This is a genomic window from Staphylococcus aureus (genome assembly GCF_001027105.1).
Classification (GTDB): Bacteria; Bacillota; Bacilli; order Staphylococcales; family Staphylococcaceae; genus Staphylococcus; species Staphylococcus aureus.
Window position 1 is genome coordinate 272,538 of sequence record NZ_CP011526.1, and the last position, 19,216, is coordinate 291,753.

19 protein-coding genes are annotated in these 19,216 nt (G+C 31.8%); 18 read left to right on the forward strand and 1 reads right to left on the reverse strand.

All coding sequences use genetic code 11. From position 1 onward, the window contains the following. Positions 1-32 precede the first annotated feature (32 nt). Positions 33-686, forward strand: a complete 654-nt coding sequence (locus AA076_RS01200; protein WP_000421225.1) for a DUF5079 family protein — start codon at positions 33-35, stop codon at positions 684-686. 33 nt (positions 687-719) lie between these two features. Next, on the forward strand, positions 720-1,307 hold the full coding sequence (locus AA076_RS01205; RefSeq protein ID WP_000583198.1) for a DUF5080 family protein: 588 nt from the start codon (positions 720-722) through the stop codon (positions 1,305-1,307). A 142-nt stretch (positions 1,308-1,449) separates the two neighbouring features. On the opposite strand, the gene AA076_RS01210 is transcribed toward AA076_RS01205, so the two are convergent. Continuing rightward, a complete protein-coding gene (locus tag AA076_RS01210; protein ID WP_001836348.1) occupies positions 1,450-2,343 on the reverse strand; it encodes a CHAP domain-containing protein in 894 nt (297 codons plus the stop codon). Positions 2,344-2,590: 247 nt separating this feature from the next. On the opposite strand from AA076_RS01210, the gene esxA reads away from it, so the two are divergent. The 16 genes from esxA to AA076_RS01290 all read left to right on the forward strand — a co-directional run bounded on the left by esxA (position 2,591) and on the right by AA076_RS01290 (position 19,211). Further along, positions 2,591-2,884 (forward strand): WXG100 family type VII secretion effector EsxA, encoded by a 294-nt coding sequence (esxA, locus tag AA076_RS01215; RefSeq protein WP_001240826.1) that lies wholly within the window; start codon positions 2,591-2,593, stop codon positions 2,882-2,884. An 83-nt stretch (positions 2,885-2,967) separates the two neighbouring features. Then, the gene (gene esaA / locus AA076_RS01220; protein ID WP_000728949.1) at positions 2,968-5,997 is read left to right on the forward strand and encodes a type VII secretion protein EsaA; all 3,030 of its coding nucleotides are present in this window, start codon (positions 2,968-2,970) and stop codon (positions 5,995-5,997) included. After that, positions 5,997-6,455, forward strand: coding sequence for a type VII secretion protein EssA (gene essA / locus AA076_RS01225; protein ID WP_000928935.1), 459 nt, complete (start codon positions 5,997-5,999; stop codon positions 6,453-6,455). Before esaA ends, essA begins: the two co-directional genes overlap by 1 nt. Then, positions 6,427-6,669 carry a type VII secretion protein EsaB gene (gene esaB / locus AA076_RS01230; RefSeq protein WP_001071606.1) on the forward strand — a complete coding sequence of 81 codons (243 nt, stop codon included), beginning with the start codon at positions 6,427-6,429 and terminating at the stop codon, positions 6,667-6,669. The genes essA and esaB overlap by 29 nt, the downstream gene beginning before the upstream one ends. 12 nt (positions 6,670-6,681) lie before the next feature. Further along, positions 6,682-8,016, forward strand: coding sequence for a type VII secretion protein EssB (gene essB, locus AA076_RS01235; RefSeq protein ID WP_000240338.1), 1,335 nt, complete (start codon positions 6,682-6,684; stop codon positions 8,014-8,016). Between the two features lie 21 nt (positions 8,017-8,037). Further along, on the forward strand, positions 8,038-12,477 hold the full coding sequence (gene essC, locus AA076_RS01240) for a type VII secretion protein EssC (RefSeq protein WP_000549278.1): 4,440 nt from the start codon (positions 8,038-8,040) through the stop codon (positions 12,475-12,477). A gap of 29 nt (positions 12,478-12,506) precedes the next feature. Then, positions 12,507-12,899, forward strand: a complete 393-nt coding sequence (esaC, locus tag AA076_RS01245; protein WP_001010289.1) for a type VII secretion substrate EsaC — start codon at positions 12,507-12,509, stop codon at positions 12,897-12,899. Positions 12,900-12,914: 15 nt separating this feature from the next. Next, complete coding sequence (gene esxB / locus AA076_RS01250; protein WP_000509668.1) at positions 12,915-13,229, forward strand: WXG100 family type VII secretion effector EsxB; 315 nt, start codon at positions 12,915-12,917, stop codon at positions 13,227-13,229. Beyond that, positions 13,229-13,903 (forward strand): DUF5081 family protein, encoded by a 675-nt coding sequence (locus tag AA076_RS01255; protein WP_000655875.1) that lies wholly within the window; start codon positions 13,229-13,231, stop codon positions 13,901-13,903. Before esxB ends, AA076_RS01255 begins: the two co-directional genes overlap by 1 nt. Next, positions 13,903-14,220, forward strand: a complete 318-nt coding sequence (esxD, locus tag AA076_RS01260; protein ID WP_000175722.1) for a type VII secretion system extracellular protein EsxD — start codon at positions 13,903-13,905, stop codon at positions 14,218-14,220. Before AA076_RS01255 ends, esxD begins: the two co-directional genes overlap by 1 nt. Before the next feature lie 9 nt (positions 14,221-14,229). Beyond that, the gene (locus AA076_RS01265) at positions 14,230-16,074 is read left to right on the forward strand and encodes a DNA/RNA non-specific endonuclease (RefSeq protein ID WP_000159025.1); all 1,845 of its coding nucleotides are present in this window, start codon (positions 14,230-14,232) and stop codon (positions 16,072-16,074) included. A 10-nt stretch (positions 16,075-16,084) separates the two neighbouring features. After that, a complete protein-coding gene (locus AA076_RS01270) occupies positions 16,085-16,576 on the forward strand; it encodes a TIGR01741 family protein (RefSeq protein ID WP_000142049.1) in 492 nt (163 codons plus the stop codon). A gap of 207 nt (positions 16,577-16,783) precedes the next feature. Next, positions 16,784-17,467 carry a DUF5079 family protein gene (locus AA076_RS01275; RefSeq protein WP_000208414.1) on the forward strand — a complete coding sequence of 228 codons (684 nt, stop codon included), beginning with the start codon at positions 16,784-16,786 and terminating at the stop codon, positions 17,465-17,467. 146 nt (positions 17,468-17,613) lie between these two features. Continuing rightward, positions 17,614-18,225 (forward strand): DUF5080 family protein, encoded by a 612-nt coding sequence (locus AA076_RS01280; protein ID WP_000394915.1) that lies wholly within the window; start codon positions 17,614-17,616, stop codon positions 18,223-18,225. A gap of 135 nt (positions 18,226-18,360) precedes the next feature. Next, on the forward strand, positions 18,361-18,579 hold the full coding sequence (locus AA076_RS01285) for a hypothetical protein (protein WP_000431307.1): 219 nt from the start codon (positions 18,361-18,363) through the stop codon (positions 18,577-18,579). 131 nt (positions 18,580-18,710) lie between these two features. Further along, positions 18,711-19,211, forward strand: a complete 501-nt coding sequence (locus AA076_RS01290) for a TIGR01741 family protein (protein WP_000142036.1) — start codon at positions 18,711-18,713, stop codon at positions 19,209-19,211. The last annotated feature ends 5 nt before the right edge of the window (positions 19,212-19,216 follow it).

Below are 19,216 nucleotides of genomic sequence, written 5' to 3' on the forward strand. Positions count from 1 at the left end.
TATTGAAGTAAGATTGGGGAGATTATGAATTTATGGAATTGAAAGTCGATGATTTTGTAAAGAATATAAAAAGACCATACTTGACTGTATTGGGAGTATTTGTAGTTGCAGTTTCATTATTTTTTGACGCGATTATGTTTTTCTACGCTAAACTATATGATAAATTGCCTATGTATTTACTGGTGTTTATGGCCTTTACAGCTGTAATTTTGATTATGATGTACATACAAGAGAAAAATGAAAATTACAAAGTTGAAAAAAGATATGTGGTTAGATATCTCACACTTAACGTTATTGTGGGATATACTTTGCCATTGCTTTTTGTATCTATTTACGTTTTTGGTGTAGTCGGTTTTGGATTTGATGTTTTCAATTATTGTCTAGGTATTATCTTGATGTTATTTATTTCTTGGTTAGGTTTATTTTTATTTTATAAAAACGAATTTGATAGTGAAAATCCTAATCCTGCAGTTAATGCCATAGCAATTATTATAAAATTATTTGCTTTTGGAGGAATATTTTATATAAGTCTAATAGTTCCTGTAACACAGCAAGAAGAGATTTTTATAGGGTTAAGTATATTCATCAATATAATTGTTGATGCTCTTCTTGTTAGGTCATATTTTAATTACGCGTTATATAAGAGTATTAAGAAAGATATCGAAAATGAAGGTAAGACAATGTAAAGGAAAGACATAAAAAATAATAGGAGTCTAACCATGATAATTTTTATTTTAATAACAATATTTGCTATTTATTATATAGCTATGATTGCTAGTTTGTTTAAAAGTGAAGGTTTTTCAATAATAGGTTTAATATTAGATGTTGTTATAATGGGGACATTGATTTTTTACTATTTTATAGGCGCTCGCTTTGTTGATCATGATTTAAGCAACTTTTTAATGTTTATGGATACTGGATCATATATTTTTATGTACTTTGCAATTAAGTGTTTATGGGTGAAACCTAAGGTAGTAAATTATTTGATTGCAAAAGAATTGGGTGAATCTAAAGAGGTCATTGAAGAGCAGGAATTAGATTTACAGACATCAAAGATAAGAGGTATCTACTTTTTCATTATTTCAGTAGTGATGTTAATTATCACTAAATTAAGAATGCAACCTGAGTTACAGGCAGATGCTATATCGATGAATCCTGTATTTATTTTTGTTGGTGTTATAATCATTTTAATTTGGCTAGTACTGGATATATATCGCAAGAAAAAATACGGTATATTCTTATTCAAGACGATAGTGCCACTAGTTGTTACGACTTGGATTATTATAGCTACAATTATACTTTCGTAAACGATTTTGATTAATGGGGAATGTAGAGAACATTTCTTTGTAATTTTATAATCGAATAACATACAAAATAAAGCGACCAATTTTGCAGTGTTACGAATTGTAAACTGCGAACTGGTCGCTTTTTATTGATGTCATGATTAATTTAATGGATGTAATTATATGATGAAACTTCTGAAGCAGAGATGGTTCTTGATGAAACGATATATTCACCAATCCAGTTCATTTCTGAAATTAGAATACTTCCATCAATATTAACTTTTTCAACGTAGGCTACATGACCAAATGGACCATTTACTGTTTGTAAAATTGATCCTCGTGTTGGGTGTCTATCTACTTTGAAGCCATTGCTTGAAGCTTGGCCTGCCCAGTTTTTAGCATCTCCCCAAAATGTACTAATCGTGTGTCCATCTTTGGCACGTTTATCAAAGACATACCATGTACATTGTCCAGCAGTATATAAGTTGTTCTTACTTGTGATAAGAGGCTGATCAATGATTTTACCGTTACCTAATGCTAAAGGTTTACCGTCAGCGGTCTTTGCTTTGTCATTAAATTCGGCGATTTGTAATTCGTCATACAATTCGTCTAAATCGATGTCTGTAATAAGCCCTTTGTTATCTTTTGAAAAAGCGTTATTTAATTCATCGTCATTGTCTTCGACATTCGGTATTGCTGGTGTCAAAGGATTGCTTGGTGACGTTTGAGGCGGTGTGTGTGAATCAATTGCGTCATTAATGTGCGTATACTGACCACTTAATGAAGAATGGTACTGATTGTTGTTAAGATCACGTTGATTTGCGTGTTGATGATTGTCGTTTGTACGTGACTGGTTTTGATGATTGTTGTTTGGCGTGTTGTTTTTGTCATATGTATAAGTATACGCGCCGGTGTCTTTATTCACTTTGAACTGTGCGTTTGGGTGTGCTTTCTTTGCTTCTTCTAATGTTTTGCTATCATTCGTATATGCTTGAGCCGAGTTAGGCGACATACTAAATAAAGTAAGAGTTGTCATCGTCAGTAAAATTGTTTTCTTCATAATAACCATTTAATCCTTTATGTATTTAATTTAATTTTAGTATACACATTTATATTACAAAAATGAATGGTTAATTAAAAATATATGGGTATATTCAATATATTTATTTTAAAAAAGCTAAAAATACTTAAAAAACTATATACATATACTAATAATTTATATATTATTTGAGTAAGGAGCACTTTTTCAAAAAATAGTGTCCCTAAAAAGTTTTGATAAACTTAAAATATTCAGGAGGTTTCTAGTTATGGCAATGATTAAGATGAGTCCAGAGGAAATCAGAGCAAAATCGCAATCTTACGGGCAAGGTTCAGACCAAATCCGTCAAATTTTATCTGATTTAACACGTGCACAAGGTGAAATTGCAGCGAACTGGGAAGGTCAAGCTTTCAGCCGTTTCGAAGAGCAATTCCAACAACTTAGTCCTAAAGTAGAAAAATTTGCACAATTATTAGAAGAAATTAAACAACAATTGAATAGCACTGCTGATGCCGTTCAAGAACAAGACCAACAACTTTCTAATAATTTCGGTTTGCAATAAGCATTCTGAAATTGGCAAAGTCACATTTTCTAATGTGGCTTTGCTTATCATTTTTTTAAGAAAACAACTGAAAGGAAATAAGCATGAAAAAGAAAAATTGGATTTATGCATTAATTGTCACTTTAATTATTATAATTGCCATAGTTAGTATGATATTTTTTGTTCAAACAAAATATGGAGATCAATCAGAAAAAGGATCCCAAAGTGTAAGTAATAAAAATAATAAAATACATATCGCAATTGTTAACGAGGATCAACCAACGACATATAACGGTAAAAAAGTTGAGCTGGGTCAAGCATTTATTAAAAGGTTAGCAAATGAGAAAAACTATAAATTTGAAACAGTAACAAGAAACGTTGCTGAGTCTGGTTTGAAAAATGGTGGATACCAAGTCATGATTGTTATCCCAGAAAACTTTTCAAAATTGGCAATGCAATTAGACGCTAAAACACCATCGAAAATATCGCTACAGTATAAAACAGCTGTAGGACAAAAAGAAGAAGTAGCTAAAAACACAGAAAAAGTTGTAAGTAATGTACTTAACGACTTTAACAAAAACTTAGTCGAAATTTATTTAACAAGCATCATTGATAATTTACATAATGCACAAAAAAATGTTGGCGCTATTATGACGCGTGAACATGGTGTGAATAGTAAATTCTCGAATTACTTATTAAATCCAATTAACGACTTCCCGGAATTATTTACAGATACGCTTGTAAATTCAATTTCTGCAAACAAAGACATTACAAAATGGTTCCAAACATACAATAAATCATTATTGAGTGCGAATTCAGATACGTTCAGAGTGAACACAGATTATAATGTTTCGACTTTAATTGAAAAACAAAATTCATTATTTGACGAGCACAATACAGCGATGGATAAAATGTTACAAGATTATAAATCGCAAAAAGATAGCGTGGAACTTGATAACTATATCAATGCATTAAAACAGATGGACAGCCAAATTGATCAACAATCAAGTATGCAAGATACAGGTAAAGAAGAATATAAACAAACTGTTAAAGAAAACTTAGATAAATTAAGAGAAATCATTCAATCACAAGAGTCACCATTTTCAAAAGGTATGATTGAAGACTATCGTAAGCAATTAACAGAATCACTGCAAGATGAGCTTGCAAATAACAAAGACTTACAAGATGCGCTAAATAGCATTAAAATGAACAATGCTCAATTCGCTGAAAACTTAGAGAAACAACTTCATGATGATATTGTCAAAGAACCTGATACAGATACAACATTTATCTATAACATGTCTAAACAAGACTTTATAGCTGCAGGTTTAAATGAGGATGAAGCTAATAAATACGAAGCAATTGTCAAAGAAGCAAAACGTTATAAAAATGAATATAATTTGAAAAAACCGTTAGCAGAACACATTAATTTAACAGATTACGATAACCAAGTTGCGCAAGACACAAGTAGTTTGATTAATGATGGTGTCAAAGTGCAACGTACTGAAACGATTAAAAGTAATGATATTAATCAATTAACTGTTGCAACAGATCCTCATTTTAATTTTGAAGGCGACATTAAAATTAATGGTAAAAAATATGACATTAAGGATCAAAGTGTTCAACTCGATACATCTAACAAGGAATATAAAGTTGAAGTCAATGGCGTTGCTAAATTGAAAAAGGATGCTGAGAAAGATTTCTTAAAAGATAAAACAATGCATTTACAATTGTTATTTGGACAAGCAAATCGTCAAGATGAACCAAATGATAAGAAAGCAACGAGTGTTGTGGATGTAACATTGAATCATAACCTTGATGGTCGCTTATCGAAAGATGCATTAAGCCAGCAATTGAGTGCATTATCTAGGTTTGATGCGCATTATAAAATGTACACAGATACAAAAGGCAGAGAAGATAAACCATTCGACAACAAACGTTTAATTGATATGATGGTTGACCAAGTTATCAATGACATGGAAAGTTTCAAAGACGATAAAGTAGCTGTGTTACATCAAATTGATTCAATGGAAGAAAACTCAGACAAACTGATTGATGACATTTTAAATAACAAAAAGAATACAACAAAAAATAAAGAAGATATTTCCAAGCTGATTGATCAGTTAGAAAACGTTAAAAAGACTTTTGCTGAAGAGCCACAAGAACCAAAAATTGATAAAGGCAAAAATGATGAATTTAATACGATGTCTTCAAATTTAGATAAAGAAATTAGTAGAATTTCTGAAAAGAGTACGCAATTGCTATCAGATACACAAGAATCAAAATCAATTGCAGATTCTGTTAGTGGCCAATTAAATCAAGTCGACAATAATGTGAATAAGCTACATGCGACAGGTCGAGCATTAGGCGTAAGAGCTAACGATTTGAATCGTCAAATGGCTAAAAACGATAAAGATAATGAGTTGTTCGCTAAAGAATTTAAAAAAGTATTACAAAATTCTAAAGATGGCGACAGACAAAACCAAGCATTAAAAGCATTTATGAGTAATCCGGTTCAAAAGAAAAACTTAGAAAATGTTTTAGCTAATAATGGTAATACAGACGTGATTTCACCGACATTATTCGTATTATTGATGTATTTACTATCAATGATTACAGCATATATTTTCTATAGTTATGAACGTGCCAAAGGACAAATGAATTTCATTAAAGATGATTATAGTAGTAAAAACCATCTTTGGAATAATGTCATTACGTCAGGTGTTATTGGTACAACTGGTTTGGTAGAAGGGTTAATTGTCGGTTTAATTGCAATGAATAAGTTCCATGTATTAGCTGGCTATAGAGCGAAATTCATCTTAATGGTGATTTTAACTATGATGGTCTTCGTACTTATTAATACGTATTTACTAAGACAGGTAAAATCTATCGGTATGTTCTTAATGATTGCTGCATTGGGTCTATACTTTGTAGCTATGAATAATTTGAAAGCAGCTGGACAAGGTGTGACTAATAAAATTTCACCATTGTCTTATATCGATAACATGTTCTTCAATTATTTAAATGCAGAGCATCCTATAGGCTTGGTGCTAGTAATATTAACAGTACTTGTGATTATTGGCTTTGTACTGAACATGTTTATAAAACACTTTAAGAAAGAGAGATTAATCTAATGTTGATGAATAGCGTGATTGCTTTAACTTTTTTAACAGCATCTAGCAATAATGGCGGACTTAATATTGATGTGCAACAAGAAGAGGAAAAGCGAATCAATAATGATTTAAATCAATATGATACAACGCTATTTAATAAAGACAGCAAAGCGGTTAATGATGCGATTGCTAAGCAGAAAAAAGAACGACAACAACAAATAAAAAATGATATGTTTCAAAATCAAGCGAGTCACTCGACTCGCTTGAATGAAACTAAAAAAGTGTTATTTTCCAAATCTAACTTAGAAAAGACTTCGGAGAGTGATAAAAGCCCCTATATTCAAAACAAGCAGGAGAAAAAAATATTCCCGTACATTTTGATGTCTGTAGGGGCTTTTTTGACTTTAGGATTTGTCATTTTTTCAATTCATAAAGGGAGACGAACGAAAAATGAATCAGCACGTAAAAGTAACATTTGATTTTACTAATTATAATTACGGCACATATGACTTAGCAGTACCAGCATATTTACCGATAAAAAACTTAATAGCTTTAGTATTGGATAGTTTGGACATTTCAATATTTGATGTCAATACACAAATTAAAGTGATGACGAAAGGTCAATTACTTGTTGAAAATGATCGACTCATTGATTATCAAATCGCTGATGGAGATATTTTGAAGTTACTATAGGAGGAAAAATAGATGGTTAAAAATCATAACCCTAAAAATGAAATGCAAGATATGTTAACGCCTTTAGATGCTGAAGAAGCAGCTAAAACAAAATTACGCTTAGATATGAGAGAGATTCCTAAGTCTTCAATTAAACCAGAACATTTTCATTTAATGTACTTATTAGAACAACATTCTCCATATTTTATAGATGCTGAATTAACTGAACTACGTGACAGTTTCCAAATACATTATGACATTAATGACAATCATACACCTTTTGATAATATTAAATCATTTACTAAAAATGAAAAATTACGTTACTTACTCAATATCAAAAATTTAGAAGAAGTAAATCGTACACGCTACACATTTGTGTTGGCACCAGATGAATTATTTTTCACAAGAGATGGATTACCCATTGCTAAAACAAGAGGGTTACAAAATGTTGTTGATCCATTACCTGTGTCAGAAGCTGAATTTTTAACAAGATATAAAGCGCTGGTTATCTGTGCATTCAATGAGAAACAATCATTTGATGCTTTAGTTGAAGGAAACTTAGAACTACATAAAGGAACGCCATTTGAAACTAAAGTTATTGAAGCGGCAACGTTAGATTTACTAACGGCATTTTTAGATGAACAGTATCAGAAACAAGAACAAGATTATAGTCAAAATTATGCATATGTACGCAAAGTAGGACATACCGTTTTCAAATGGGTTGCTATCGGTATGACAACGTTAAGTGTTTTATTAATTGCATTCTTAGCCTTTTTATATTTTTCAGTAATGAAGCATAATGAGCGCATTGAAAAAGGATACCAAGCATTTGTAAAGGATGATTATACGCAAGTACTAAATACGTATGATGATTTAGATGGTAAAAAATTAGATAAAGAGGCACTTTACATTTATGCCAAAAGTTATATCCAAACAAATAAACAAGGTTTAGAAAAAGATAAGAAAGAAAATTTACTTAATAATGTGACACCAAATTCAAACAAAGACTACTTATTATATTGGATGGAATTAGGACAAGGACATCTTGATGAAGCGATTAATATTGCCACTTATTTAGATGATAACGATATTACAAAGTTAGCGTTGATTAATAAATTAAATGAGATTAAAAATAACGGAGATTTATCGAATGATAAACGTTCTGAAGAAACGAAAAAGTATAACGATAAATTGCAAGATATTTTAGACAAAGAAAAACAAGTTAAAGATGAAAAAGCGAAATCTGAAGAAGAGAAAGCAAAAGCGAAAGATGAGAAATTAAAGCAACAAGAAGAGAACGAAAAGAAACAAAAAGAACAAGCACAAAAAGATAAAGAAAAACGCCAAGAAGCTGAAAGAAAAAAATAGTATAGGACTGAGGCAAAGACAATGCATAAATTGATTATAAAATATAACAAACAATTGAAGATGCTCAATTTGCGAGATGGTAAGACATATACTATTAGCGAAGACGAGCGTGCAGATATTACGTTGAAATCGTTAGGCGAAGTCATTCATTTAGAACAAAATAATCAAGGTACTTGGCAAGCGAATCATACTTCTATTAATAAGGTGCTTGTTAGAAAAGGTGACCTTGATGACATTACATTACAGCTTTATACAGAAGCTGATTATGCATCATTTGCGTATCCTTCAATTCAAGATACGATGACAATTGGACCAAATGCGTATGATGATATGGTTATTCAAAGCTTGATGAATGCCATCATTATTAAAGATTTTCAATCAATACAAGAATCACAATACGTACGCATTGTGCACGATAAAAATACAGATGTGTATATTAACTATGAACTACAAGAGCAACTAACGAACAAAGCTTACATTGGTGATCATATTTATGTTGAAGGGATATGGCTCGAAGTACAAGCTGATGGTTTAAATGTATTGAGTCAGAATACAGTGGCATCGTCATTAATTCGCTTAACACAAGAGATGCCACATGCACAGGCAGATGATTACAATACGTACCATCGTTCGCCAAGGATTATTCACCGTGAACCGACGGATGATATTAAGATTGAAAGACCGCCACAGCCAATACAGAAGAACAATACAGTGATATGGCGTTCCATTATACCGCCATTAGTAATGATTGCTTTAACTGTTGTCATCTTTTTAGTGAGACCAATTGGTATTTATATTTTAATGATGATTGGTATGAGTACAGTAACGATAGTATTTGGTATTACAACGTATTTCTCTGAAAAGAAAAAGTATAACAAAGATGTTGAAAAACGAGAGAAAGATTACAAAGCTTATTTGGATAATAAATCTAAAGAAATTAATAAAGCGATTAAAGCACAACGTTTTAGTTTGAATTACCATTATCCAACGGTTGCTGAAATTAAAGATATCGTTGAAACGAAAGCACCAAGAATATATGAAAAAACATCGCATCATCACGATTTCTTACATTATAAGTTAGGTATTGCGAATGTAGAAAAGTCATTCAAATTAGATTACCAAGAAGAAGAATTTAACCAACGTCGTGATGAACTATTCGACGATGCTAAAGAATTGTATGAATTTTACACAGATGTAGAACAAGCACCATTAATCAATGATTTAAATCATGGGCCAATTGCATATATTGGTGCACGACATCTCATTTTAGAAGAATTGGAGAAAATGCTAATTCAATTGTCAACATTCCATAGTTATCATGATTTAGAGTTTCTATTTGTGACACGTGAAGATGAAGTTGAAACATTGAAATGGGCACGTTGGTTGCCACATATGACATTGAGAGGGCAAAACATTAGAGGATTTGTTTACAATCAACGAACGCGTGACCAAATTTTAACGTCAATTTATAGCATGATTAAAGAACGTATCCAAGCTGTGCGTGAACGCAGCAGAAGTAATGAGCAAATTATTTTCACACCGCAATTAGTGTTTGTCATTACAGATATGTCATTAATTATTGATCATGTCATTTTAGAATATGTAAACCAAGATTTATCAGAATATGGTATTTCATTAATCTTTGTTGAAGATGTGATTGAAAGTTTGCCAGAGCATGTAGATACCATTATTGATATCAAGTCTCGTACTGAAGGCGAACTGATTACGAAAGAAAAAGAATTAGTTCAATTGAAATTTACACCTGAAAATATTGATAACGTCGATAAAGAATATATCGCGCGACGTTTGGCGAATTTGATACACGTCGAACATTTGAAAAATGCAATTCCTGATAGTATTACATTTTTAGAGATGTATAACGTGAAAGAAGTAGATCAGCTTGATGTGGTTAATCGATGGAGACAAAACGAAACATACAAAACGATGGCAGTACCTTTAGGTGTAAGAGGTAAAGATGATATTTTATCATTGAACTTACATGAAAAAGCACACGGGCCACATGGTTTAGTTGCTGGTACCACTGGTTCAGGGAAATCTGAGATTATCCAATCATACATTTTATCTTTAGCTATTAATTTTCACCCTCATGAAGTTGCATTCCTATTGATTGACTATAAAGGTGGGGGTATGGCGAACTTATTTAAAGATTTAGTCCATTTAGTTGGTACGATTACAAACTTAGATGGCGATGAAGCGATGCGTGCCTTAACATCAATCAAAGCCGAATTGAGAAAACGTCAACGTTTATTCGGAGAGCATGATGTTAACCATATTAATCAATACCATAAGTTATTTAAAGAAGGTATTGCGACAGAACCAATGCCACATTTATTCATTATTTCCGATGAGTTTGCCGAATTAAAATCAGAACAACCTGATTTTATGAAAGAACTTGTATCAACGGCACGTATTGGACGTTCGTTAGGTATTCATTTAATACTTGCGACACAAAAACCATCGGGTGTTGTTGATGACCAAATTTGGTCTAACTCTAAATTTAAGTTGGCATTAAAAGTACAAGATAGACAAGACAGTAATGAAATTTTAAAAACACCAGATGCAGCAGACATTACATTACCAGGTCGTGCGTATTTACAAGTTGGTAATAATGAAATTTATGAATTATTCCAATCTGCATGGAGTGGTGCAACATATGACATCGAAGGCGATAAATTAGAAGTTGAAGATAAGACGATTTACATGATTAATGACTATGGTCAACTTCAAGCAATCAACAAAGACTTGAGTGGACTTGAAGATGAAGAAACGAAAGAAAATCAAACTGAGTTAGAAGCGGTCATAGATCATATCGAATCTATTACAACACGATTAGAAATCGAAGAAGTTAAGCGTCCATGGCTACCACCATTGCCAGAAAATGTATATCAAGAAGATTTAGTAGAAACAGATTTCAGAAAATTATGGTCAGATGATGCAAAAGAAGTGGAATTAACATTAGGACTTAAAGACGTACCAGAAGAACAATATCAAGGACCGATGGTATTGCAATTGAAAAAAGCTGGGCACATCGCGTTAATCGGAAGTCCAGGATATGGTAGAACAACGTTCTTACACAACATTATTTTCGATGTTGCAAGACACCATCGTCCTGATCAAGCACACATGTACTTGTTCGATTTCGGTACCAATGGTTTGATGCCAGTTACAGACATACCACATGTCGCTGATTACTTTACAGTAGATCAAGAAGACAAGATTGCTAAGGCGATACGTATATTTAATGATGAAATTGATCGTCGTAAGAAGATTTTAAGTCAGTATCGTGTCACTAGTATTTCTGAATATCGAAAATTAACTGGTGAAACAATTCCGCATGTCTTTATTCTTATTGATAACTTTGACGCAGTAAAAGATTCACCTTTCCAAGAAGTTTTTGAAAATATGATGATTAAAATGACGCGTGAAGGGCTAGCATTAGACATGCAAGTAACCTTAACTGCTTCAAGAGCTAACGCTATGAAAACACCAATGTACATTAATATGAAAACGCGTATCGCAATGTTTTTATATGATAAATCAGAGGTGTCGAACGTAGTAGGACAGCAAAAATTTGCGGTTAAAGATGTTGTGGGTCGAGCATTGTTAAGTAGTGATGACAACGTATCATTCCATATTGGCCAACCATTTAAACATGATGAGACCAAATCATATAATGATCAAATTAATGATGAAGTATCGGCGATGACAGAATTTTATAAAGGTGAAACACCAAATGATATTCCTATGATGCCAGATGAAATTAAATATGAAGATTACAGAGAATCATTAAACTTACCAGATATAGTTGCAAATGGTGCTTTACCAATTGGATTAGATTATGAAGGTGTTACACTACAAAAAATTAAATTAACTGAACCAGCAATGATTTCATCAGAAAATCCGAGAGAAATTGCGCATATTGCTGAAATTATGATGAAAGAAATTGACATATTAAATGAAAAATATGCGATTTGTATCGCAGACTCAAGTGGAGAGTTTAAAGCTTATAGGCATCAAGTGGCTAACTTTGCCGAAGAAAGAGAAGACATTAAAGCGATTCATCAACTAATGATTGAAGACTTAAAGCAAAGAGAAATGGACGGCCCATTTGAAAAAGATTCACTTTATATTATCAATGATTTTAAAACATTTATTGATTGCACGTATATTCCGGAAGATGATGTTAAAAAGCTTATTACAAAAGGACCAGAACTTGGCTTGAACATTTTATTTGTCGGCATTCATAAAGAATTAATAGATGCTTATGATAAACAGATTGATGTTGCACGTAAAATGATTAACCAATTTAGTATAGGTATTCGTATTTCAGACCAACAATTCTTTAAATTTAGATTTATTCAACGAGAACCTGTTATTAAAGAAAATGAAGCATATATGGTCGCAAACCAAGCTTATCAAAAGATTAGATGGTTTAAATAGCAATGAATTAAATAGGAGGGAGGTATGTTATGAATTTTAATGATATTGAAACAATGGTTAAGTCGAAATTTAAAGATATTAAAAAGCATGCTGAAGAGATTGCGCATGAAATTGAAGTTCGTTCTGGATATTTAAGAAAAGCTGAACAATATAAGCGATTAGAATTTAATTTGAGTTTTGCACTAGATGATATTGAAAGCACAGCAAAGGACGTACAAACTGCAAAATCTAGTGCTAATAAGGACAGTGTAACTGTTAAGGGAAAGGCGCCCAATACGTTATATATTGAAAAAAGAAATTTGATGAAACAAAAGCTTGAAATGTTGGGTGAAGATATCGATAAAAATAAAGAATCCCTCCAAAAAGCTAAGGAAATTGCTGGCGAAAAGGCAAGTGAATATTTTAATAAAGCAATGAATTAATATTGAGGTGAAGATATGGGTGGATATAAAGGTATTAAAGCAGATGGTGGCAAGGTTGATCAAGCGAAACAATTAGCGGCAAAAACAGCTAAAGATATTGAAGCATGTCAAAAGCAAACGCAACAGCTCGCTGAGTATATCGAAGGTAGTGATTGGGAAGGACAGTTCGCCAATAAGGTGAAAGATGTGTTACTCATTATGGCAAAGTTTCAAGAAGAATTAGTACAACCGATGGCTGACCATCAAAAAGCAATTGATAACTTAAGTCAAAATCTAGCGAAATACGATACATTATCAATTAAGCAAGGGCTTGATAGGGTGAACCCATGATGAAAGATGTTAAGCGAATAGATTATTTTTCTTACGAAGAATTAACAATTTTAGGTGGTAGTAAATTGCCTCTCGTAAATTTTGAATTGTTTGATCCATCAAATTTTGAAGAAGCTAAAGCTGCTTTAATTGAAAAGGAATTAGTAACAGAGAATGACAAGTTAACTGATGCAGGTTTTAAAGTGGCTACATTAGTCAGAGAGTATATTAGCGCCATTGTAAATATTCGAATTAATGATATGTATTTTGCACCATTTAGCTATGAAAAAGATGAATATATTTTGTTAAGCCGGTTTAAAAATAATGGGTTTCAAATACGAATTATCAATAAAGACATTGCATGGTGGTCGATTGTACAATCATATCCTTTATTGATGAGACAAGAAAAGTCCAATGATTGGGACTTTAAACAAATTGACGATGAAACATTGGAGAACTTAAATAATGAAAGTATCGATACGATTGGGCGTGTTTTAGAAATTGAAATATACAATCATCAAGGTGACCCTCAACAAAGTTTATATAACATTTATGAACAAAATGATTTGTTATTCATTCGATACCCATTAAAAGATAAAGTGCTGAATGTTCATATTGGTGTCATTAATACATTTATACGAGAATTATTTGGATTCGATACTGATGAAAATCATATTAATAAAGCAGAGGAGTAATGACGTTGAGTGGAAAAATTAGTGTTAAAGCTGAAACGATTGCACATGTTGTAAAAGAATTGGAAAGCATAAGTCAAAAGTATGATGAAATAGCTCAAAACTTTGGAAAAATAGCGCAATTAAATTACTACAGTAGTGAAAAAGCTGCACATTCTATGGAAAATGGCTATAGTAGTGCTGCAACAGTCATTAGTGGTCTCAAAGGTCCATTGAGTACACTCGGTGGTGGCGTCATGAATTCAGCACAAAAGTTCTTTGAAGCAGATGAACATTGGGGTACGGAATTTGCCAAGCTTTACTATAATATTGAGGGATAGGTGCATGACATGACAAAAGATATTGAATATCTAACAGCTGATTATGACAATGAAAAGTCATCTATCCAAAGTGTAATAGATGCAATAGAGGGTCAAGACTTCTTAGATGTAGATACAACAATGGATGATGCGGTAAGCGATGTCAGTTCTTTAGACGAAGATGGCGCAATATCATTAACAAGTAGTGTAGTAGGTCCACAAGGATCTAAATTAATGGGGTATTATCAAAATGAGTTATATGATTATGCATCTCAATTAGATTCGAAAATGAAAGAAATTATTGACACGCCATTTATAGAAGATATAGATAAAGCATTCAAAGGTATAACGAATGTTAAATTGGAAAATATACTAATTAAAAATGGTGGTGGACATGGTAGAGATACCTATGGGGCTTCTGGGAAAATTGCAAAGGGAGATGCCAAGAAAAGTGACAGCGATGTTTATAGCATCGATGAAATATTAAAATCGGATCAAGAATTTGTAAAAGTAATTGATCAGCATTACAAAGAAATGAAAAAAGAAGATAAGAAATTATCTAAAAGTGATTTTGAAAAAATGATGACTCAGGGCGCTTCTTGTGATTACATGACAGTAGCTGAAGCGGAAGAGCTAGAGGAGCAAAAGAAAAAAGAAGAAGCTATAGAGATTGCAGCACTAGCTGGTATGGTAGTTTTATCTTGTATTAATCCTGTTGCTGGAGCAGTAGCTATTGGTGCTTATTCCGCTTATTCAGCAGCAAATGCAGCCACAGGAAAAAATATTGTAACTGGAAGAAAGCTATCTAAAGAAGAACGAATCATGGAAGGACTTTCGCTTATTCCATTGCCAGGTATGGGCTTCCTCAAAGGTGCTGGGAAAAGTTTAATGAAATTAGGCTTCAAAGGCGGAGAAAAATTTGCAGTTAAAACAGGATTGCAAAAGACAATGCAACAAGCAGTTAGTCGTATTTCACCTAAAATGGGAATGATGAAAAACAGTGTGTTGAATCAATCTCGTAACTTTGCTCAAAATACTCATGTTGGACAAATGCTGAGTAACATGCGTGGTCAAGCAACTCATACTGTTCAACAAAGTAGAAATTGGATTGGACAACAAGCACAAAATGTCAAACGAATAGTGAATAATGGACTTGATAAAGAAATAGCACATCCATTTAAACAACAACTTGCACCAGCGGGAATGGGTGGTATAAAATTTGCTGAAACAACTACTTTGAGAAACATGGGTCAAAACATAAAGCGTGCTGTTACACCACAAAATCACGTGACACATGGTCCAAAAGATAGTATGGTGAGAAGTGAAGGCAAACATAGTATAAGTAGCCATGAAATGAATTCATCAAAGTATGTTGAATCACCAAACTACACCAAGGTTGAATTCGGAGAACACTATGCAAGACTTAGACCTAAGAAACTAAAGGCGAATATTGAATACACAACACCTACTGGTCACATATATCGAACCGATCATAAAGGTCGCATAAAAGAAGTTTATGTAGACAATCTCTCTCTAAAAGATGGGGATCGTAATAGCCATGCACAAAGAACTGTGGGGGGAGAGGATAGATTACCAGACGATGATGGAGGTCACTTAATCGCTAGAATGTTTGGTGGTTCAAAAGACATTGATAACCTTGTGGCACAAAGTAAATTTATCAACCGTCCATTTAAGGAGAAAGGTCATTGGTATAATCTTGAGAAAGAGTGGCAAGAGTTCTTAAACTCTGGGAAAGAGGTGAAAAATATTAAAATGGAAGTAAAATATAGCGGTAATAGTCAAAGACCGACTATATTTAAAGTTGAATATGAAATTAATGGTGAAAGAAATATTAGAAGAATATTAAATAAGTAGAGGTGCCAACATGACATTTGAAGAGAAGCTTAGCAAAATATACAATGAAATTGCGAATGAGATTAGCAGTATGATACCGGTAGAGTGGGAAAAAGTATATACAATGGCTTATATAGATGATGGAGGAGGTGAAGTATTCTTTAATTATACTAAACCAGGTAGTGATGACTTGAATTATTACACCAATATACCTAAGGAGTATAACATTTCTGTGCAAGTATTTGATGATTTATGGATGGATTTATATGATTTATTTGAGGAGTTAAGAGATTTATTTAAAGAAGAAGATTTAGAACCATGGACATCATGCGAATTTGATTTTACAAGAGAAGGTGAATTAAAAGTTTCATTTGATTATATTGATTGGATAAATTCAGAATTTGGTCAAATAGGTCGACAAAATTACTATAAGTATAGAAAATTTGGAATTTTACCAGAAACGGAATATGAAATTAATAAAGTTAAAGAAATCGAGCAATATATTAAAGAGCTAGAAGAATAAACTATCTTAATGTAAGACTAAACAATAAAGCTTTGTTTAGTCTTTTTAGCGTTTAAGTAAAAAGCAATAGATACCGTAAAGTTGATGCTCATCAAATAATAATATAAAGATAATTTTAGGTTTTTAAACTTTTAATCGAAAAGAATCTAAGTTTATAGCTTTAAATACGTAATATGCTATTTAAAAAATAATGTATAGGAGATAGATATGACTACTAAAGAAAATATTGATACTCTTCGAAAGCCAGGCGCACAAGCCTTAAGTTTAATATCATTGTTTTTGATACTTTTTTCATGTTTGACTTTCTTTTTTGGTTTAGATTATGAAAGGTTTCCAAATTATTTAAAGATAACGACAATTATAGAATTAATAATTATTGTAATTAGTTTACTTCAATGGATTAGATTTATAGATTTCGAAAAAGAAAGTGCACAGAAATATAAAAAAATATATGCTCGATTTTTAGTTGTTATAAATGTGTTAACTACTATCACTGTAGTATTTGCACTGTGTAATCTTTATTATTTTGCAGCTGTACAAAACCATTATGATTTATTTAATTATTGGTTGATGGGTTCGATTTCAATCATAATTAGCTATTTATTATTAGTAATTGGCGGAATGTTCACGTTATTAAAATTACCTAAAGTAACAAAACGTTGGGGTGGTAAAACTAAAACACATTTCGGTTTATTATTAACTGCGTTGAGCTCATTTATATATATTGAAAAAATTATCGAATATATATTGGTTCCTAATGTCGTAGAATCTAAGTTTATAATTATTGTGAGCATGTTGGTTATCGCTGGAGCACAATTTGTGGCATTTCAATTTATTATGCAATACAGTAGATTCTATATTTTTGAATTAAACACTGAAGATGATGACTAAACAATTTTATAAATTCTGTGAAGTATACTTATATATAAGATAATCAACTTCAACGTATATCACCATATTATTTTATACTCAATGATGTGAATGGATTTAAGTGGATTGATATTAAAGTAAAAGTTATGGAATATTGAGGTGTGAATATGGAGTTCTTATTATTAATTGTCGTAGCCGGACTGTATTATATTATATATTTAACTGCTGTGATGTATTCTGAAAAAATAGTAGTATTGCCTATAATCATCTATGCCATTGTGTTTGTAATAATTGGTATCACTTATATCTTTATAGGCGACAGCTATGATCAATTAACAAATTTCAATGTGATTTTGTATATGGGGAGTTTGTTTTATGCATGGATGGCTATTAGAAATCTTTGGAACAGACCACTATTACTAAAATATAAGAACATTACAGATAGTTCAAGTGGAATAGTTAATAAATCTGAATACAATTCAGTTGAAAGCTTACGTATAAATATTGAAATAGCTAAGTATAAAGGGATTATTTCTTTGATAGTAGCTATAGTACTAACGGTATTAATGACATTAAAGTCAACACCTCAAATCACTGCAGAAACACGTGACTTAAGTATCTCATTTTTCATACTCAGCTTATTTATCATTATTATATTTGCAGTTTGGGATTTGTTTATTAGAGTTAGAAAAGGAGCGTTTGCTTTTGTTGTAATAAGGCCAATATTATTTAGTTGTTGGTTATTTATTTTGAATATGATTTTATCAAGATTATTATAATTGTATTACATATAGGTGTGGGTAAATTTTTATTTATGAAATGATAAAAAAGTATATACTATTAATATCTTTTTTACTATAATTATAAATAGTTAAATAAATTGAAAGACAAAATAATGAGTAGGAGTTAATGAGATGGAAAACCAAAAACAAGGCAATGGCTTAAAAATTGCAACATGGGTATTTATTGTATTAACAGTAGTTACACCGCTATTTGGTATTGGAAGTATTGTTTGTAGTATTAATTATAAAAAATACGATGCTGAAAAAGGTTCGAAGTTATTGCAAATTGCAATTATCGTAACAATAATTGCTTTTGTTTTAAATTTATTAGCATATTTAGGTTTAAGATAAGTAAAACGAATTTGAAGAAGCATTAAGCGACATTTGGGTGTTGTTTAATGCTTTTTATTTAACGGAAATAAGTGTAGAGAATAAATTAATAGTTTAATCAAGAGATATTTCGAACACATAGGGGCGATAACATGACTTTCGAAGAAAAATTAAGTGAAATGTATAGCGAGATTGCGAATAAGATTAGCAGCATGATACCGGTAGAGTGGGAAAAGGTATATGCAATGGCATATATAGATGACGGAGGAGGAGAAGTGTTCTACTATTACACAGAACCTGGAAGTAATGAATTATACTACTATACTAGTGTATTAAATAAATATGATATATCGGAATCGGAATTTATGGATTCAGTGTATGAGTTGTATAAACAATTTCAAAATTTAAGGAATTTATTTAAAGAAGAAGGACATGAACCATGGACATCATGCGAATTTGACTTTACAAGAGAAGGTGAATTAAAAGTTTCATTTGATTATATTGATTGGATAAATTCAGAATTTGGTCAAGTAGGTCGACAAAATTACTATAAGTATAGAAAATTTGGAATTTTACCAGAAACGGAATATGAAATTAATAAAGTTAAAGAAATCGAGCAATATGTTAAAGAGCAAGAAGAAGCTGAACAATAGAGGCG

Excerpts from the sequence above, each read along its gene's own strand:
- AA076_RS01275 (WP_000208414.1), top strand. The coding sequence starts at position 16,784 with ATGACTACTAAAGAAAATATTGATACTCTTCGAAAGCCAGGCGCACAA.
- AA076_RS01285 (WP_000431307.1), top strand. The coding sequence starts at position 18,361 with ATGGAAAACCAAAAACAAGGCAATGGCTTAAAAATTGCAACATGGGTA.
- essA (WP_000928935.1), top strand. The coding sequence starts at position 5,997 with ATGTTGATGAATAGCGTGATTGCTTTAACTTTTTTAACAGCATCTAGC.
- esxA (WP_001240826.1), top strand. The coding sequence starts at position 2,591 with ATGGCAATGATTAAGATGAGTCCAGAGGAAATCAGAGCAAAATCGCAA.
- AA076_RS01265 (WP_000159025.1), top strand. The coding sequence starts at position 14,230 with ATGACAAAAGATATTGAATATCTAACAGCTGATTATGACAATGAAAAG.
- AA076_RS01200 (WP_000421225.1), top strand. The coding sequence starts at position 33 with ATGGAATTGAAAGTCGATGATTTTGTAAAGAATATAAAAAGACCATAC.
- AA076_RS01280 (WP_000394915.1), top strand. The coding sequence starts at position 17,614 with ATGGAGTTCTTATTATTAATTGTCGTAGCCGGACTGTATTATATTATA.
- esaB (WP_001071606.1), top strand. The coding sequence starts at position 6,427 with ATGAATCAGCACGTAAAAGTAACATTTGATTTTACTAATTATAATTAC.
- esxD (WP_000175722.1), top strand. The coding sequence starts at position 13,903 with ATGACGTTGAGTGGAAAAATTAGTGTTAAAGCTGAAACGATTGCACAT.
- esaC (WP_001010289.1), top strand. The coding sequence starts at position 12,507 with ATGAATTTTAATGATATTGAAACAATGGTTAAGTCGAAATTTAAAGAT.
- essB (WP_000240338.1), top strand. The coding sequence starts at position 6,682 with ATGGTTAAAAATCATAACCCTAAAAATGAAATGCAAGATATGTTAACG.
- essC (WP_000549278.1), top strand. The coding sequence starts at position 8,038 with ATGCATAAATTGATTATAAAATATAACAAACAATTGAAGATGCTCAAT.
- esaA (WP_000728949.1), top strand. The coding sequence starts at position 2,968 with ATGAAAAAGAAAAATTGGATTTATGCATTAATTGTCACTTTAATTATT.
- esxB (WP_000509668.1), top strand. The coding sequence starts at position 12,915 with ATGGGTGGATATAAAGGTATTAAAGCAGATGGTGGCAAGGTTGATCAA.
- AA076_RS01270 (WP_000142049.1), top strand. The coding sequence starts at position 16,085 with ATGACATTTGAAGAGAAGCTTAGCAAAATATACAATGAAATTGCGAAT.
- AA076_RS01210 (WP_001836348.1), bottom strand. The coding sequence starts at position 2,343 with ATGAAGAAAACAATTTTACTGACGATGACAACTCTTACTTTATTTAGT.
- AA076_RS01290 (WP_000142036.1), top strand. The coding sequence starts at position 18,711 with ATGACTTTCGAAGAAAAATTAAGTGAAATGTATAGCGAGATTGCGAAT.
- AA076_RS01205 (WP_000583198.1), top strand. The coding sequence starts at position 720 with ATGATAATTTTTATTTTAATAACAATATTTGCTATTTATTATATAGCT.
- AA076_RS01255 (WP_000655875.1), top strand. The coding sequence starts at position 13,229 with ATGAAAGATGTTAAGCGAATAGATTATTTTTCTTACGAAGAATTAACA.